Source organism: Oceanobacillus rekensis (genome assembly GCF_002153375.1).
Taxonomy (GTDB): domain Bacteria; phylum Bacillota; class Bacilli; order Bacillales; family Amphibacillaceae; genus Oceanobacillus; species Oceanobacillus rekensis.
The window spans coordinates 485,517-503,645 of sequence record NZ_MTBQ01000002.1; the positions used below are offsets into that span (position 1 = coordinate 485,517).

At 38.3% G+C, this 18,129-nt stretch carries 12 protein-coding genes; all 12 read left to right on the forward strand.

Translation table 11 applies throughout. From position 1 onward, the window contains the following. Nucleotides 1–145 precede the first annotated feature (145 nt). A complete protein-coding gene (hpf, locus tag BV906_RS06265) occupies nucleotides 146–709 on the forward strand; it encodes a ribosome hibernation-promoting factor, HPF/YfiA family (RefSeq protein WP_087972574.1) in 564 nt (187 codons plus the stop codon). A 341-nt stretch (nucleotides 710–1,050) separates the two neighbouring features. Beyond that, the gene (locus BV906_RS19400; RefSeq protein ID WP_176330280.1) at nucleotides 1,051–1,215 is read left to right on the forward strand and encodes a hypothetical protein; all 165 of its coding nucleotides are present in this window, start codon (nucleotides 1,051–1,053) and stop codon (nucleotides 1,213–1,215) included. A gap of 357 nt (nucleotides 1,216–1,572) precedes the next feature. Then, complete coding sequence (secA, locus tag BV906_RS06270; protein ID WP_087972575.1) at nucleotides 1,573–4,086, forward strand: preprotein translocase subunit SecA; 2,514 nt, start codon at nucleotides 1,573–1,575, stop codon at nucleotides 4,084–4,086. 394 nt (nucleotides 4,087–4,480) lie between these two features. Further along, nucleotides 4,481–5,582, forward strand: a protein-coding gene (gene prfB / locus BV906_RS06275) for a peptide chain release factor 2 (protein ID WP_140321966.1) whose coding sequence is annotated in 2 segments (ribosomal slippage) — nucleotides 4,481–4,552 and nucleotides 4,554–5,582 — 1,101 coding nt in all. Because the reading frame shifts where the segments join, the coding sequence is not laid out codon by codon here. 218 nt (nucleotides 5,583–5,800) lie between these two features. Next, nucleotides 5,801–6,166, forward strand: coding sequence for a cytochrome c551 (gene cccB / locus BV906_RS06280; RefSeq protein ID WP_087972576.1), 366 nt, complete (start codon nucleotides 5,801–5,803; stop codon nucleotides 6,164–6,166). Between the two features lie 228 nt (nucleotides 6,167–6,394). Next, on the forward strand, nucleotides 6,395–7,081 hold the full coding sequence (ftsE, locus tag BV906_RS06285; protein ID WP_087972577.1) for a cell division ATP-binding protein FtsE: 687 nt from the start codon (nucleotides 6,395–6,397) through the stop codon (nucleotides 7,079–7,081). After that, nucleotides 7,071–7,964 carry a permease-like cell division protein FtsX gene (gene ftsX, locus BV906_RS06290; protein ID WP_087972578.1) on the forward strand — a complete coding sequence of 298 codons (894 nt, stop codon included), beginning with the start codon at nucleotides 7,071–7,073 and terminating at the stop codon, nucleotides 7,962–7,964. The genes ftsE and ftsX overlap by 11 nt, the downstream gene beginning before the upstream one ends. A 61-nt stretch (nucleotides 7,965–8,025) precedes the next feature. Continuing rightward, nucleotides 8,026–9,504, forward strand: a complete 1,479-nt coding sequence (locus tag BV906_RS06295; RefSeq protein ID WP_087972579.1) for a M23 family metallopeptidase — start codon at nucleotides 8,026–8,028, stop codon at nucleotides 9,502–9,504. Nucleotides 9,505–10,183: 679 nt separating this feature from the next. Continuing rightward, on the forward strand, nucleotides 10,184–11,632 hold the full coding sequence (locus BV906_RS06300) for a S41 family peptidase (RefSeq protein WP_087972580.1): 1,449 nt from the start codon (nucleotides 10,184–10,186) through the stop codon (nucleotides 11,630–11,632). Nucleotides 11,633–11,841: 209 nt separating this feature from the next. Then, nucleotides 11,842–13,050, forward strand: a complete 1,209-nt coding sequence (locus tag BV906_RS06305) for a PDZ domain-containing protein (protein WP_087972581.1) — start codon at nucleotides 11,842–11,844, stop codon at nucleotides 13,048–13,050. A 198-nt stretch (nucleotides 13,051–13,248) separates the two neighbouring features. Next, nucleotides 13,249–15,228 carry an excinuclease ABC subunit UvrB gene (gene uvrB, locus BV906_RS06310; protein WP_087972582.1) on the forward strand — a complete coding sequence of 660 codons (1,980 nt, stop codon included), beginning with the start codon at nucleotides 13,249–13,251 and terminating at the stop codon, nucleotides 15,226–15,228. A 7-nt stretch (nucleotides 15,229–15,235) separates the two neighbouring features. Further along, nucleotides 15,236–18,115, forward strand: a complete 2,880-nt coding sequence (uvrA, locus tag BV906_RS06315) for an excinuclease ABC subunit UvrA (protein WP_087972583.1) — start codon at nucleotides 15,236–15,238, stop codon at nucleotides 18,113–18,115. Nucleotides 18,116–18,129 lie beyond the last annotated feature (14 nt).

Genomic DNA, 18,129 nt, shown 5'->3' on the forward strand with positions numbered 1-18,129 from the left:
ATTAATTGTAAACCCACTAACCCCTTGATATAGTTCGTTACAAATGATTTTTCAAGATGAATGTTAAGAATTTTCTAGGTTTATGAAGGAAATGTCCGGGGAAAAGTAGTATAATAGATTTATAAAGCTAAAGGAGGACACTTTCATGAATTATAATATTCGTGGTGAAAATCTTGAGGTCACAGGAGCAATTAAGGAATATGTGGAAAAGAAGATTGGTAAGCTTGAACGATATTTTGATACACCTCCAACGTCCGAAGCACATGTGAATTTAAGTGTCTATAATGATGAACAACGAATTGAAGTTACGATACCAATGACAAATTTATTATTACGTGGTGAAGTACAACATATTGACTTGTATGCAGCTGTTGACTTAGTTGTTGATAAACTAGAAAGACAGATTCGTAAACATAAAACAAAAATCAATCGTAAGTTCAGACAAAAAGGATCCCCTAAACATGCTTTTGCTGAAATGGAAAAAGAGGCAAGTAACATTGCCGTTGAAGAAGCAGATACGGATGAGATAGAAATTGTAAGAACAAAACGCTTTAATCTTAAACCGATGGATTCGGAAGAAGCAATCCTTCAAATGGATATGCTTGGGCATGAATTCTTTGTATTTACCAATGATCAATCTGGTGATACAAATGTGGTATACCGCCGCAGAGACGGTAAATATGGCTTAATAGAACCTAATGTTTTTTAATTTATCATACTTAAAAGCGATTCCTATATGGAGTCGCTTTTTATATTTATGGATAACCGCGTGCCCCGCGTTCGGGATTGCTCTAGGCTAAATACAGGGCTAAGCAGGGGGCACTAGCTAATATTTTTTGTGAATGTCGAAATTTGTAGAATGAAATATTGATTTTTGGTTTTAGAATTAGAAAATTGCCTAAAACGACAAATAATATCTGTTTAAGCCCTTAAAATCATTATTATATTTGCAATTTTTGTGTATTTTATAATGAAAATCGGAAAATAGCAATTAGTCTTTTTCTTCTATTCCGTGATATAAATAAGTCAATCGAACCAGGAGGTGAGCTTGTGAATGAAATGGAACGGAGGGTATTAAATGATTTAGTGATTAAAGTAAAACAACATGAGGACACTATAGCACAGTTACTTGAAATACTTGCAGCTACAAATCGAAAAATTGCTGAAATTTCAACAGAACAAAAGAAGAAGGAATATTTTTATTCACAGATTTAGGGCAGAATATCTCCCCAGATCTTCCTCTTATTCCCCATTTCAGAGAGCAGGCTATCTCCAGCCTGCTCTCTATTATATTTTTCATAACTTCGCCCTCCAGTATGCGCATCCAGTTGTCATAATTAATTGGAAAGTGTTATGATAATAATGGATTATAGTATAGGTTGTTCAAAAAGTCCGGTAAAAATGACACGTCGGGAAAGGAGGCCTTCGACTAAGTACCGACACGTCCTGTGTCGAACGTCGAAGTCACCACAACACGCGAAAATCTACATTGCCTCGGACTTCTTGGTCCTTTTTATCCTCCATTTTGAACACATACTAGTATAGATTGATTTAATTGAGGAGCGTTAGTATATGGCTGGATTATTAACAAAAATTTTTGGTGATGGTAACCAAAAACAAATAAATCGATTACAAAAACAAGTTGATAAAATAGAAGCAATTGAACCGGAAATCGAAAAGTTATCAGATTCCGAACTTCAGAATAAAACAGAAGAATTTAAAGAACGCTATGCAAGTGGTGAAAAGATTGATGATATGCTGGTTGAGGCATTTGCTGTAGTGCGGGAGGCATCCAAAAGAGTGCTTGGTATGCGTCCATTTAAAACCCAATTAATGGGAGCTATCGCACTTCATGAAGGCAATATTGCAGAAATGAAAACAGGGGAAGGTAAAACCCTTGCATCCACATTGCCGGCATATTTAAATGCTTTGGCAGGTAAAGGTGTTCATATCATTACGGTCAATGAATACTTGGCTGGACGGGATGCACAGGAAATGGGCAAGCTGTATGATTTCCTCGGGATGTCAGTTGGATTAAACGGTAATGGCTTAACGAAAGAACAAAAGAAAGAAGCATATGACCATGATATTACCTATGGTACAAACAACGAATTCGGTTTTGATTATCTAAGGGACAATATGGTTTTATATAAAAATCAAATGGTACAGCGACCACTTCATTTTGCAATTATTGATGAAGTTGACTCCATCCTAATTGATGAAGCGAGAACACCGTTGATTATTTCAGGATCCGCAAAAAAATCTGCCACCCTTTATCAGCAGGCAGACGGTTTTGTAACAACCTTAAATGGGGAGACAGACTATACGTATGATGAAAAAACAAAAGGTGTTCAGCTAACGGAAGAAGGAATTAACAAGGCGGAACGTTATTTCTCCATTGAAAATCTATTTGATTTGGACCATGTAGCCTTAACACATCATATTAATCAGGCATTGAAGGCACATGTTTCGATGCATCGTGATGATGATTATATGGTGGAAGAGGGAGAAGTTGTTATCATTGACCAATTTACAGGTCGTAAAATGAAAGGTCGACGTTACAGTGATGGACTTCACCAGGCAATAGAAGCAAAAGAACGATTGCAGATTCAGAATGAAAGTATGACACTAGCCTCCATAACTTTCCAGAACTTCTTTCGTATGTATAATAAGCTTGCCGGTATGACTGGTACTGCTAAGACTGAGGAAGAAGAGTTTAGAAATATTTATAATATGGATGTTATTTCCATTCCAACAAATCAACCCATAGCAAGGGATGATCGTGCTGATTTGATCTACAAATCTATGGAGGGAAAATTCCGTGCAGTAGTAGAGAATATTAAAGAAAGAAATATAGCTGGGCAACCTGTGCTTGTCGGTACGGTTGCAGTAGAAACTTCTGAGCTTATTTCACAGATGCTTAAAAAAGCTGGCGTTAAACACGAGGTGCTTAACGCAAAAAATCACTATAGAGAAGCAGAAATTATTGAAAATGCTGGTCAGAAGGGCTCCGTTACAATAGCTACCAATATGGCTGGTCGTGGTACAGACATTAAACTTGGTGAAGGTGTGAAAGAAATTGGTGGACTTGCTGTGATAGGTACAGAACGTCATGAATCACGCCGAATCGATAATCAGCTCCGAGGGCGTTCCGGTCGACAGGGAGATCCTGGTATTACCCAGTTTTACTTGTCTATGGAAGATGAATTAATGCGCCGGTTTGGTTCTGATAATTTGAAAGCAATGATGGAAAGACTTGGTATGGATGATACGCAGCCATTGGAAAGTAAAATGGTTTCCAAGGCTGTTGAATCTGCACAAAAACGTGTCGAAGGAAATAACTTCGATGCCCGTAAAACGGTCCTTTCCTATGATGATGTATTGCGTGAGCAAAGAGAGATTATTTATAAGCAACGATTTGAAGTAATCGATGCGGATGAAAATTTACGTGAAATCATCGAGAATATGGTGGAGTCATCAATCAATCGTGTTGTTCAGACACATACTCAGGACGATGATGAAGCGAATTGGGATTTAAAAACAATTGTAGAATATGCACATGGGAACCTCATGGATCCTGACGAACTTTCCGTTGATGATCTCAAGGGAAAAGAAGCAGCTGAAATTTCTGATCTACTGATGGATAAAGTACGTGCACGTTATGATGAGAAAGAAACGGAACTTACACCAGAACAATTCCGTGAATTTGAGAAGGTAATATTACTCCGGACAGTAGATTCCAAATGGATGGACCATATTGATCAAATGGATCAGCTGCGTCAAGGGATTCATTTACGTGCCTATGGTCAAAATGATCCATTAAGGGAATATCAAATGGAAGGCTATTCCATGTTTGAAGAGATGGTTGCCTCAATTGAAGATGAGGTTGCTAAATACATCATGAAAGCCCAAATTCGTGAGAACCTGCAACGTCAGGAAGTAGTGAAAAACACACAAGCAGTTGCTGGTGGACAGGATGAGAAAAAAAAATCCCGTAAGCCCATTGTGAAGAGTCAAACGGTTGGACGCAATGATCCATGTCCATGTGGAAGTGGAAAGAAATATAAAAATTGTCACGGACAATAAATTAAATCTATTTTGATATGATCTATTTTAGAAGGCATTTTTCTAAAAGAAATGAAACGAGAATTCTTCCGAAAAAAACATGCTTCACTAGTCCGGAATCACTCTGGGCGGTGACTCCTGCGGGGACAGCAAGACCAAAGAGTGATTTTCTCTTCGGAGGCTGGGGCCGTGCCCTAAGGTGCGCATCCGCCCAGAGCAATCCCAGGCGGTGGTAACATCTCAAATCTCAGAAGTAACTTGTTTCCATTATCATTGTTACAGATCTAAGATATATAGAAGTTACGTCGCAGCTTAACTCAACTTTGCGAGGCTTAAAAATCAACAATTATTTTTCAGTGGGATGAGTAATCGCAGTCCCAAACATTTATAAATAAATTAACCAGAGGTGAAAGTAATGGAATTAGCAGAAATAAAACATGAATTGGAAAAAATAGCTTCACGTATTGAAGACTTTAGGGGGTCTCTTTGACTTAGATGTCAAGAAGGCACGTATTGCTGAATTGGACATGCAAATGGCAGATCCAGAATTCTGGAACAGTCAGGAGACTGCACAAAAAGTAATTAATGAAGCAAATGGTTTGAAGAGCTATGTGGAAAGTTTCCAGGATATGGAGGAACGATTTGAAAATCTGGATGTTTCCTATGAATTGGTGAAAGAAGAAAATGACGAAGAATTGCTTGAAGATTTGCAATCAGAACTGCATATTTTTATGAAAGATGTGAATGATTTTGAATTGCAAATGCTTTTAAGCGAACCTTACGATGCCAATAACGCTATACTTGAATTGCATCCAGGTGCAGGTGGCACAGAGTCACAGGACTGGGCAAGTCTTTTACTCCGAATGTACCAGCGCTGGGGTGAAGACAGAGATTTCAAAGTGGAGACACTTGATTATCTTCCAGGTGATGAAGCTGGTGTGAAAAGTGTTACCCTCCTGATAAAGGGGCATAATGCATATGGTTATTTAAAAGCGGAAAAGGGTGTACATCGCCTTGTTCGAATTTCGCCGTTTGACTCATCAGGACGACGTCATACGTCATTTGTTTCCTGTGACGTAACACCAGAAATGTCAGATGATGTTGATATCGAAGTTAGGTCGGAAGATATTAAAGTGGATACGTATCGTGCCAGTGGTGCGGGTGGTCAGCATGTTAATACAACCGATTCGGCTGTTCGAATTACACATTTACCTACTAACACGATTGTTACTTGCCAGAATGAACGGTCACAAATCAAAAACCGTGAAGCTGCAATGAAAATGCTGAAGTCTAAATTGTATCAACTTGAGATTGAACGCCAACAGCAAGAACTGGATGATATTCGAGGCGAACAAAAGGAAATTGGTTGGGGAAGTCAAATTCGCTCCTACGTTTTCCATCCGTATTCCATGGTTAAAGACCATCGTACAAATAAGGAAACTGGAAACATACAGTCGGTTATGGATGGTGACATTAATATATTTATTGATGCCTATTTGAGATCGCAAATTCAATAAGCATCTGGGTAAGATACATTTATTTAGAAAACTACTACTAATATTTCCCAACACTTTCATAAAGTTGGCATAATCATCCGCAACTGTTGGTATAGTAATGGTTTGACAAGATTTGAGAAGAAAAAGGAAAGTTAAGGAAAGTTTTAATAAATATCAAAAAGGTTATACTATATATAGGAAACTTTTTTAATAAGAATTTTAGAATGGGGGATTTTTTGATGAAAAAATGGTTAGTAGCAGCTTTATTGGGAATCGTCTTAACATTAGCGGCATGTGGCGGTGGAGACGATGGGGCAACAGATGATACTGGTACAGATGATACTGCAACAGAAACAGAAGAATCAACAGAAGAAGGCACAGTGGACTCTGCAGCAGGTGAAGAAGTATATCAGGCAAACTGTGCAGCGTGTCATGGTGCAGATCTTTCAGGTGGAGCAGGTCCTGAATTAACGCAAGTAGGATCTAAATATTCTGCTGATGAAATTGCAGATATTGTCACAAATGGTAAAGGTAGTATGCCAGCACAAAATGTAACTGGTGATGATTTAGATGCATTATCCAGCTGGTTAGCTGAGAAACAATAACATAAACGTAGAAAAAACTTCTGGACAACTACTTGTCCAGAAGTTTTTTTCTTTACATAATCTATATTACTGAATGAAATATAAATGTAATAATTTTATAACCAAAAATATTGTTGAAAAATGTTATAATGGGTTAGGATTCTTGGAAGCATATGATGACACGGTGTAATTTGTCCTTTCAAGATAAACATAGAATGACAACAATAAATAAAAAGGTTGATATAAATTATGATATTAATGAATGATATTTATAAAACGTATGCCAATGGTGTTACAGCTCTAAATGGTGTTAACGTAGATATAAAACAAGGTGAATTTGTCTATATTGTTGGCCCCAGTGGTGCTGGTAAGTCAACATTTATAAAACTAATATTCAGGGAAGTAAAACCGACCAATGGAAAAATCGTTGTCGGTGATATGGATTTGAGTAAGATAAAAGAGCGGAAAGTTCCATACTTACGCAGAAATATTGGCGTTGTTTATCAAGACTTTAAACTTTTACCAAAACTATCAGTCTATGAAAATATTGCATTTGCTTTGGAAGTTATTGAAGAGCCCCCGAAAAATATCCGCAATCGTGTCATGGAAGTGTTAGAACAGGTAGGATTGAAAAATAAAGCTCGTTTTCTTCCAAATGAATTATCAGGAGGGGAACAGCAGCGTGTTTCGATTGCACGTGCCATCGTTAACAAGGCCAAAATTGTTATTGCAGATGAACCTACAGGAAACCTTGACCCCGAAACATCGTGGGAAATCATGAAAGTATTTGAAGAAATAAATGCTAGTGGAACGACAATTATCATGGCCACACATAGTAAAGAAATTGTTAACACGATAAAGAAACGTGTTATTGCTATCGAAGACGGATTAATTGTGAGAGATGAGCATAGAGGTGATTACGGCTATGAAATTTAGTACATTTAGAAGGCACTTACGAGAAGGGTTTAAAAATATATTTCGTAACGGTTGGATGACGGTTGCCTCAATTGGAGCAGTTACAACGACATTGATATTAGTAGGAGTATTTCTTGCTTTAGTGTTGAATTTGAATGAGATGGCAGTCAATATTGAAAGTGATGTTGAAATAAACACAATGATTGACTTAACAGCGACAGAGGAAGAAATCATTACAATAGGTGATGAAATAGAGCAAATTAGTGGAGTCGATTCAGTATCGTTTTCCTCAAATGATGACGAATTGGCGAAATTAGTCGATAGTATGGGAGAAGAAGGAGAATCCTGGAGATTATTTGAACAGGATAACCCATTAAACCATGTGTACATCGTCAGGGCGCAAGTTCCTGAAGATACGGAACGAATTGCAAATGAAATCGAAACGCTTAGTGGTGTTGAAAGTGTAGTTTTCGGACAAGATGTGGTCGAGCAGTTATTCGAGTTTAATAAATATGCGCGAACCATTGGTCTTGTCTTGATTATCGCGTTGGTATTTACAGCGATCTTCCTTATTTCCAACACTATAAAAATTACGATTATGGCACGCAGTACTGAAATTGGCATTCAGAAACTAGTTGGAGCAACAAATGGATTTATCAGATGGCCATTCTTTATCGAAGGCTTGCTGCTTGGAATTCTAGGTTCGATTATACCAGTTGCAGTAATACTTGGTGGTTATTACTATTTGGATAAAAATTTCAGTGGAAATATATCCTTTAGTTTTGTAGAAATCCTACCATTTAGTCCATTTGCTTGGCAGTTATCACTGATGATTCTGATAATTGGAGCGGTGATTGGTGTCTGGGGTAGTGTAATGAGTGTCCGGAAATTCCTGAAAGTCTAAATGAAATAGGCAACAACAGAGAAACAACAAATCAATATTAATTGAAAAGGGGAAATACGAGTTGAAAAAGCTAGCATCGGGCATTCTTATTGCTGTTTTAATTTTAACGACATTACCTGTAGATACGGAGCAGGTATCAGCTGAATCAATTGATACTCTTGATAAAGAGATCAAGGAATTAGAACAAGAGAAATCAAAACTAGACGAAGAGAATAATAAACTAGAAGATAAAAAGAAAGATACCGAAAGTAAATTAGGTCAAAATAAAAACAAGCAAAGTACGGTTGAACAGGAAATCAATACAATAGATGATAAACTTTCAAAAACGCAAAATGATATCAGCACTAAAGAAAGTGAAATCACGGCTACAAATAACGAAATTGAAGAATTAACGAACAAGATTAACGAACTAGCTGATCGAATTGAGGAATTAAAAGAAGAGATAGCGATATTACAAGACAGAATTAATAAACGCGATGCATTATTAAAAGAACGTCTGCGTGCGATCCAGCAAAATGGCGGTGATATGAAATATATTGAAGTTATCTTTGGTGCTAACAGTTTTGGAGACTTTATCAGTAGATCTTCAGCAGTCAATACGATAATGGATCAAGATAAAGATATTATGGAAGCACAAGCTGCAGATAAAAAAGCACTTGAAGCAAGTAAAAAGGAAGTAGAAGCAAGCAAACAAGAAGTGGAAACAAAGAAATTTGCAGTAGAAGATAAGAAAAAATCACTCGAAAACCAGAAACAAGAACTTGTAACCCTAAAAAATCAATTAGACAAACAAATATCCGAAAAAGAGACATTGATGGCATCATTGAAAGAGGAACATGGTGAACTGGAAGAGCATAAAATGAGTGTTGAAGAAGAACAACAACTTATAATTGCAGAAGAAAAAGCAAAAGAACAGGCGATTGCGATGGCTCAAGGTCAAAAAGGTGAGCTGGAACAACAGGCTAAAGAAGAAGCAGCAAGAAAAGCTGAGGAAGCTAGAAAAGCTGAGGAAGCGAAAAAATCGAATTCAAGTTCGAATTCAAATTCAAGTTCTGCTGAAACGAAATCAAGCCCTAGCCCTAGCTCTAGTCCTAGTCCAAGTGTGAGCTCAACTCCTGCACCAAGCAGCAGTTCTGGATCAGGAATATTTATAAAGCCAGCAGCGGGAGCAATCTCTTCCCATTATGGAATGAGATTCCATCCAATTCATAATTACAATAAATTGCATGCTGGTACTGATTTTGCATCACCTATTGGAACAACACTGGTTGCAGCTGCAGATGGTGTCGTAAGTACAGCAGGATGGATGAGCGGTTATGGAAATACAATTATGATTTCCCATTATATCAACGGTAAAAGCTATACGACGCTTTATGCACATCTAAACAGTATTTCTGTATCTTCTGGACAAGCTGTGAGTCAAGGTCAAGTAATCGGTGCTACTGGTAATACAGGCGGTTCGACTGGCCCGCATCTTCACTTTGAAGTACACCCAGGCGGATATAAAAATCCACAAAACCCGATGAACTATTTAAACTAGTATTTATATAAAAGGCATTCCCAAACGGGCGTGCCTTTTTTCTTTTATACTCTTTGTTTAGTGTTAGTTGCTTATTTGGTCACAGAGTTGAGAGAAGTTGTGACATAAAATAAGCAACTTCGGCGACCGCTCTGGGAAATTATACTGCGCACCTTAGGGTGGCTGGAGAGCCTCATCATGCTAGCGCATTTCACAAAGTCTCACCTATGCCTTTCCTCCCGCTGGAGTCTACGTATATTTCCCAGAGCTGATAAGAAGGATGCTAACTAATTACTATACATGGAATAGATTAAGTACCATCATACAACTTCACCAGTCCGGGTGAGCCGAAGCCCCGTTCCCTAAGGTGCGCATTCGCCAGGAGTAATCGCGGACGGCGGGAAAAATACATACCTAGATTATTAACCAGCATTTAAAAAATAAAAAATTTGGTTGGACAGGAAGTTCCCAGTCTCAATCTTTTAGAAAACAGGCTTCTTTTAAAAAGGATATTCAAAACGTCTATACAACTTTATTCCACAAATCCCAAAGAACAAAACCATAGTCATTCGTAACAGATAATGGTATGCTTTTCATATATAATTTTTCAACAAGTAAACATGAATGTTTCTTTATTCGTAAATTTTTTAGTAGCGCCATATACTGTAAATACAATGAATAATAAGTTAGAGGTGGAAAAATGAAGTTAAAAAAAGCACAAATTATACTCATTCTGGTTGCTGCACTATTTCTCGGTTTTGGTGGTGCATATGCTGGGGTACAGATCGCCGAGCCTGAGGCCTCTGAATCACAGAATGGAACGAAAACAGCCGGAAACGCAGATGGGACTGAGTTATCTGGTGATTTAACTAAGGTTGACCAGGCATATGATTTAATTAAGCAGAATTACTTGGAAGATGTGGAGGATGAGCAGCTGATAGAAGGGGCGATTGAAGGCATGCTCTCTACATTGGAGGATCCACACACTTCCTATATGGATGTTGAAACAGTTGATCAGTTTAACGATCAAATTGAATCTTCTTTTGAAGGAATTGGTGCGGAAGTCAGTATGGTTAATGATTTAGTAACGATTGTTGCACCAATTAAAGATTCACCTGCCGAAAAAGCAGGTTTGCGACCGAATGACCAAGTGCTGACTGTAGATGGCGAAAGTCTCGAAGGCTTGAACCTAAATGAAGCAGTTGCGAAGATTCGCGGTGAAAAGGGTTCAGAGGTAGTACTGAAAATCCAGCGTTCAGGTGTTGCAGAAGCATTTGACGTTACTATTACCCGTGATGAAATCCCTGTAGAAACGGTATATACTCATAAGGAAACAATTGATGGGAAAGAAACCGGTATTTTGGAAGTCACCAATTTTTCTGAAAATACAGCTGACGAATTCGAAGAACAGCTTGAAGCGCTGGAAAAAGAAGGTATTGAAGGACTTATCATTGATGTAAGAGGTAATCCTGGAGGTCTATTGAATGTAGTGGAAGAAATGCTAGCCTTATTTGTTCCGAAAGATATTCCATATATCCAAATTGAAGATGGTAATGGTAATAAGGAAGAATATCATTCCCAATTAGATGAAAAGAAAGAATATCCAATTAGTGTTCTCATTAATGAAGGAAGTGCATCAGCATCAGAAATCCTTGCTGTGGCAATGAAGGAATTGGGTTATGATGTTGTTGGAGAGACAAGTTATGGAAAAGGCACCGTACAACAAGCAGTACCACTTGGTGATGGTAGTTCAATTAAATTGACAACCTTTAAATGGTTATCGCCAAAAGGTGAGTGGATAAATGAAACAGGTGTAGAACCAACGATTGAAACAAAGCAACCAAAGTATTACTATACCTATCCAATCCAGGCAGAGGAATCATTTGCATATGATCAAACCTCCGAGGGAATTGGCAATATGCAAGTGATGCTTTCTGGGTTAGGGTATGACACAGGACGTACGGATGGCTATTTTAGTAAAGAAACAGAAACAGCTGTAAAGGCATTTCAAACAGATAATGATTTGGATGCAACTGGTAAAGTAAACCAGGAAACTGCTGGTTTGATTGAAACACAGCTTATCGAAAAAGTCCGTAACGGGGATGACGATGAGCAGCTTGAAACTGCACTGGAAGAGCTATATCAATAACAATTGGGAAGTAGGAATAAAGTGCCAGAAAATCCACGAGATGATGCTCGTGGATTTTCATTTAAGTATGTAGGCTTTTAGGTTACCTGCAATGGTGAAACAGCAATATGTCGAAAAGGCACAATTTATAAATAGAAAAGCAGGGAAATAATAGAGATCTATCGAATAGTAGTAAAGATGGTCAATAGATATGAAGAAGGTGAAGCGTTGTGACAGAAGCATGGTTAATAGAAATTTCCAAAGGTATTGGTAGACTTTTCCTAAATCCTATTGTCTATTGGACAATTCTATTGATATTATTAGCAGGTTATAGACGAATCAAGCGAGAGAGACTTGATTTCGGTACCAAAGTATATGATATTTTTTCAGAATGGAAAAATACATGGGGAATATCGCTTTTTTCCGGTTTAGCTTTATCCATCATCACAATAGGAGCAGGGATCGTTTTCTCCTATGAATCCATTGTATTACTAGCAATCGTAACCATTGTCCTAAGTATTGCATTACGTTTCACAATGCTGTCACCAAGTTATACAATTGGCTTTACGTTTATACTGCTCTTATTCTTGCCATTTTTGCTGGGAAATCAGACAGTAATCGCAATGGAATTAACTTCAGAAATCAATTTTACTGGACTGGCAGTAGTAGCCGGATTATTGATCATTGTAGAATCTATCTTGATTGGCAGAGTAAAACGTAATGAGACATACCCAAGCATTGCTTTAAGTGATCGTGGGATATGGGTTGGACAGCATCGGATAAAGAAATTAAGTTTGATTCCATTTTTCGTACTTGTACCAAATGGGTTAATCACTCCATTTGTACCATGGTGGCCGTCCATTGCAATTGGAGAAGCATCCTATAGTCTTGTACTTATTCCCTTTTTAATTGGGTTTGATTATTTAGCAAAGGGACATGAGCCAATGCAGGCGACCGGAAAAATCGCTAAATTTAATGGTCTCTTAGGAACAGGCGTCGTATTGATTGCTGTAGGTAGTATCTTTATTCCATTTTTGTCGATAGTAGCTATTGTGTTAGCCATCATCGGTAAGGAGTATCTAAATTATAAATACCGCGTTGGGGACAGGCTGCGCAGGCCATTTATGCAACCAAAGGAAAAAGGACTAAAGGTCGTTGGAATAATTCAAGGTACACCTGCAGCAAGATTAGAAGTTTTCCCGGGTGAGACAATTGCAAAAGTAAATGGTAAAAAAGTAGTAACCGAAGCAGAATTTTATAAGGCATTGCAAGGAAGTGGTGCATTTTTCAAACTGGATGTTCTCGATGATAATCAGGAAGTCCGGTTTGTACAAGGAGCATTATATGAAGGGGATCACCATGAACTTGGTCTGCTTTTTCCAGCCGCACCACATCACGAGAAACATAATAAGAAAACCGAATCAAAAATTACGGGCTGAGCAACCATTTAAGTGGTTGCTTTTGCCGTTGTTAAAAGACGAAAATGAAATCTATGAAAAGTGAAATGATTTTCTATTATGATTTATGGGTATTATAATTAAGAGAGTATCAAACAAAACAATCGAATACCTGTTCGTTTTTATGGTATTATAAAATATATAGTAGAACGTTATACAAGAACGGAGGATGTATCCGTCATGGATAAATTTGAATTGGTTTCAAAATATGAACCTGCAGGGGATCAACCTCTAGCGATAAAGGAAATAACAGAGAAGATCCTTTCGGGTCAGCGCCACCAGACATTGCTCGGTGCGACAGGAACAGGGAAAACATTTACTATGTCAAATGTAATTGAGGAGATCAATCGACCGACATTGGTCATTGCCCATAATAAAACATTGGCAGGTCAATTATATAGTGAATTCAAGGAATTTTTTCCGAATAATGCGGTAGAGTACTTTGTCAGTTATTATGATTACTACCAGCCGGAAGCATATGTCCCATCAACAGATACATTCATTGAAAAGGATGCAAGTATCAATGATGAAATTGATAAATTACGTCACTCGGCTACATCTTCGCTTTTTGAACGTCAAGATGTGTTAATTGTATCCAGTGTATCTTGTATATATGGTTTAGGTAATCCGGAAGAATATCGTAATCAGGTCCTTTCACTAAGAATGGGAATGGAAAAGGATCGGGATGAATTACTTCGCAATCTTGTAGACATTCAATATGCACGCAATGATATTAACTTTCAGCGTGGTACGTTCCGTGTTAGAGGCGATTCTGTTGAAATTATTGCTGCTTCAAGGGAAGAGCGTTGTATCCGGGTAGAGTTTTTCGGAGATGAGATAGACCGTATTCGAGAAGTCGATGCTCTAACAGGTGAAATCATTGGGGATCGGGAACATGTTGCCATTTTTCCTGCATCCCACTTTGTAACCGGTGAAGAGAAAATGAAAATAGCGATTAAAAACATAGAAACAGAATTGGAAGCTCGCTTAAAAGATTTACGTGAGGAAAACAAGCTTTTGGAAGCACAGCGGTTGGAACAACGTACGAACTATGATTTGGAAATGATGCGGGAAATGGGATTCTGCTCTGGAATTGAGAACTACTCCCGTCATTTAACATTAAGAGAAGCAGGCGCAACGCCATATACATTAATTGACTTTTTTCCAGATGATTTCCTTGTTGTTATTGATGAGTCCCATGTTACACTGCCACAAATCAGGGGAATGTTCAATGGGGACCAGGCAAGAAAGCAGGTTCTTGTGGATCATGGGTTCCGTCTTCCTTCGGCAATGGATAATCGTCCATTAAGATTTCAGGAGTTTGAAGAAAAGACGAAACAGCTTGTTTATGTGTCTGCAACACCTGGACCGTATGAACTGGAACATAACCCGGAAATGACGGAACAGATCATTCGTCCTACTGGTTTACTTGATCCAGAAATCGAAGTCCGACCAATCGAAGGTCAAATTGATAATTTAATAGAAGAAATTAATAAACGGTCAGAGAAAAATGAACGTGTTCTAGTTACGACACTTACGAAAAAAATGTCTGAAGATCTTACCGACTATTTGAAAGAGGTTGGAATTAAGGTTTCCTACTTGCACTCGGAAATTAAAACATTAGAACGGATTGAAATTATTCGTGATCTTCGCGTTGGTACGTTTGACGTTCTTATCGGAATTAACCTGCTTCGTGAAGGTTTGGATATTCCGGAAGTTTCCCTTGTTACCATTCTTGATGCCGATAAGGAAGGATTCCTGCGTTCTGAACGAGCCCTAATTCAAACGATGGGTAGAGCTGCACGTAATGAAAATGGCAGAGTTATTATGTACGCTGATAAGATCACTAACTCCATGCAGTTGGCGATGGATGAGACGACAAGGAGACGTAAGATTCAGAAGGCTTATAATGAGAAACATGGAATCACACCGAAAACGATTATTAAAGAAGTCCGTGATGTGATTAAAGCAACTGTTGTAGCTGAAGATCAAGATAAATACGAAGGTAAATCTAAGAGTTTGAAGAAAATGACGAAGAAAGAAAGAGAAAAATTAGTCGTACAAATGGAAAAAGAAATGAAGGATGCTGCAAAGTCGCTTGATTTTGAAAAAGCAGCCGAACTTCGTGATGTTATATTTGAATTAAAAGCGGAAGGATGAACATTTCATGCCTAGTAAGTCAATAATGATAAAGGGTGCAAGGGCACATAATTTGAAGAATGTAGATATTGAATTACCGAAAAATAAACTTATCGTTGTGACGGGTTTATCCGGATCCGGAAAATCCTCCCTTGCATTTGACACCATTTATGCAGAAGGACAGCGTCGTTATGTAGAGTCCCTCTCAGCGTATGCAAGACAATTTCTCGGTCAGATGGATAAACCTGATGTGGATGTCATTGATGGCTTATCACCGGCCATTTCGATTGACCAAAAAACAACGAGTAAAAATCCGAGATCTACTGTTGGAACAGTAACAGAGATCTATGATTATTTGCGTTTACTATATGCACGAGTAGGACACCCAACATGCCCAAAACATGAAATAGAGATTAGCTCACAGACGATTCAGCAAATGGTTGATCGGATTCTTGAATATCCAGAAAGAACCAAGCTGCAGATTCTGGCTCCCGTAATTTCTGGTAAAAAAGGTGAACATGTTAAAGTAATAGAGAAATTGAAACAGGAAGGCTATATTCGTATTCGGGTTGATAATGAAATGCGTGAAGTATCCGAAGAAATAAAGCTCGAGAAGAATAAAAAGCATTCTATTGAAGTTGTTATTGACCGTATCGTAATTAAAGAAGGTGTTGCAGGAAGGTTGGGTGATTCGATAGAAACAGCACTCCAATTGGGGGAAGGGAAGATTCTTGTTGATATTATTGGTCAGGAAGAACTGACTTTCAGCGAAAATCATGCATGTCCGATCTGCGGTTTCTCCATTGGCGATATGGAACCACGGCTCTTCTCCTTTAATAGTCCGTTTGGGGCTTGTACGAGCTGTGATGGTCTTGGTACAAAAATGGAAGTTGATCTTGATCTTATTATTCCTGACTGGGAACAAACATTGAAGAAAAATGCAATTGCACCATGGGAACCGATTAGCTCACAATATTACCCGCAATTACTGAAGAGTGTTTGTGAACATTATGATATTGATATGAATATACCGGTTAAAGATATCCCAGAAGATAAAATGAATAAAATATTGTATGGAAGCGGTAAGGAGAAGATTAACTTTCATTATGTAACTGATTTTGGTCGAGCACGTAGCAGTGACATTCTCTTTGAAGGTGTGATCAATAATATAGCCCGTCGCCATAAGGAGTCATCATCTGAGTTTACTCGTGAAACATTAGGAAAATATATGGCAGAAAAAAATTGCCCAACATGTAAAGGCCATCGTTTAAAAGAAGAGGCACGTGCAGTTTTAATTAATGGATTACATGTAAGCAATGTGACTAATTTTTCTGTTGTAGAAGCTGTGGATTTTTTCAAAAATCTTAAATTGACTGAAAAGGAACAACAAATTGCCAAAATGATCTTGCAGGAAATTGATAATCGATTAGAATTCCTACAAAATGTTGGACTGGATTATCTCACCCTATCCCGCGCAGCAGGAACGCTTTCAGGTGGAGAAGCGCAGCGTATCCGATTGGCAACTCAAATCGGCTCAGCATTAACTGGTGTGTTGTATGTGTTGGATGAACCATCGATCGGACTGCATCAGCGTGATAATGACCGACTGATTGAAACACTAAAACGAATGCGTGACCTCGATAATACGTTGATTGTTGTAGAACATGATGAAGATACAATGCTTGCTGCAGACTGGCTTGTTGATATTGGGCCTGGTGCAGGAGAACATGGTGGGCAGATCATAGCAAATGATACGCCAGAAAAGGTAATGAAAAACGAGAATTCTTTAACAGGGAGATATTTATCCGGTAAAGAGTTTGTATCTGTACCTGCCAAACGTCGAAAAGCGGATAAGCGAAAAATTGAAATTTTGGGTGCAGCTGAAAATAATTTAAAAAATGTTTCTGTTAAAATTCCAATTGGTTTAATGACCGTAGTGACAGGTGTATCCGGTTCAGGAAAAAGTACGCTGATTAATGAGATACTTTATAAATATTTATCCAAAACATTGAATCGAGCAAACCACAAACCTGGTAAGCATAAAATGATTAAAGGAATCGAGCATATTGAAAAGATTATTGCTATCGATCAATCCCCGATTGGACGTACACCAAGGTCAAATCCGGCCACATATACTGGGGTGTTTGATGATATTCGGGATCTGTTCTCCCAGACGAATGAGGCAAAGATACGGGGTTATAAAAAAGGACGCTTCAGCTTTAATGTTAAGGGGGGACGCTGTGAAGCATGCCGTGGTGATGGCATCCTTAAAATTGAGATGCATTTCCTACCGGATGTCTATGTTCCATGCGAAGTGTGCCACGGTAAACGCTATAATCGTGAGACATTGGAAGTAAAATACAAAGGGAAAAGTATAGCCGATATTCTCGGTATGCGGGTTGAGGAAGCAGTTGACTTTTTTGCCCCTATTCCTAAAATAAAGCGTAAGGTACAAACTCTTTTTGATGTTGGTCTTGGCTATGTTAAACTTGGTCAGCCGGCAACAACACTATCAGGTGGAGAGGCGCAACGTGTTAAATTGGCAAGTGAGCTTCACAAGCGGTCTTCCGGTAAATCATTCTATATTTTAGATGAACCGACAACAGGACTGCATGCAGACGACATCAAGCGGCTGCTTACCGTCTTACAGCGTCTTGTGGACAATGGAGATTCAGTCTTGATTATCGAACATAATCTGGACGTAATCAAAAGTGCCGACCATATCATTGATCTTGGGCCTGAAGGTGGAGATAAGGGTGGTCAGATTGTTGCAACCGGAACACCTGAACAGATTGCAGAAAAAGCGGATATATCCTATACAGGTAGATATTTAAAATCCATTCTGGAACGTGATCGTAAACGAATGGAAACAGTATTAGCAGAGAAAGAAAAAATTAGCACGAAATAACAATCAAAAGACAG

What these genes read in the sequence shown, in the direction of transcription:
- hpf (WP_087972574.1), top strand. Translation starts at nt 146, where the DNA reads ATGAATTATAATATTCGTGGTGAAAATCTTGAGGTCACAGGAGCAATT.
- secA (WP_087972575.1), top strand. Translation starts at nt 1,573, where the DNA reads ATGGCTGGATTATTAACAAAAATTTTTGGTGATGGTAACCAAAAACAA.
- cccB (WP_087972576.1), top strand. Translation starts at nt 5,801, where the DNA reads ATGAAAAAATGGTTAGTAGCAGCTTTATTGGGAATCGTCTTAACATTA.
- ftsE (WP_087972577.1), top strand. Translation starts at nt 6,395, where the DNA reads ATGATATTAATGAATGATATTTATAAAACGTATGCCAATGGTGTTACA.
- ftsX (WP_087972578.1), top strand. Translation starts at nt 7,071, where the DNA reads ATGAAATTTAGTACATTTAGAAGGCACTTACGAGAAGGGTTTAAAAAT.
- BV906_RS06300 (WP_087972580.1), top strand. Translation starts at nt 10,184, where the DNA reads ATGAAGTTAAAAAAAGCACAAATTATACTCATTCTGGTTGCTGCACTA.
- uvrB (WP_087972582.1), top strand. Translation starts at nt 13,249, where the DNA reads ATGGATAAATTTGAATTGGTTTCAAAATATGAACCTGCAGGGGATCAA.
- uvrA (WP_087972583.1), top strand. Translation starts at nt 15,236, where the DNA reads ATGCCTAGTAAGTCAATAATGATAAAGGGTGCAAGGGCACATAATTTG.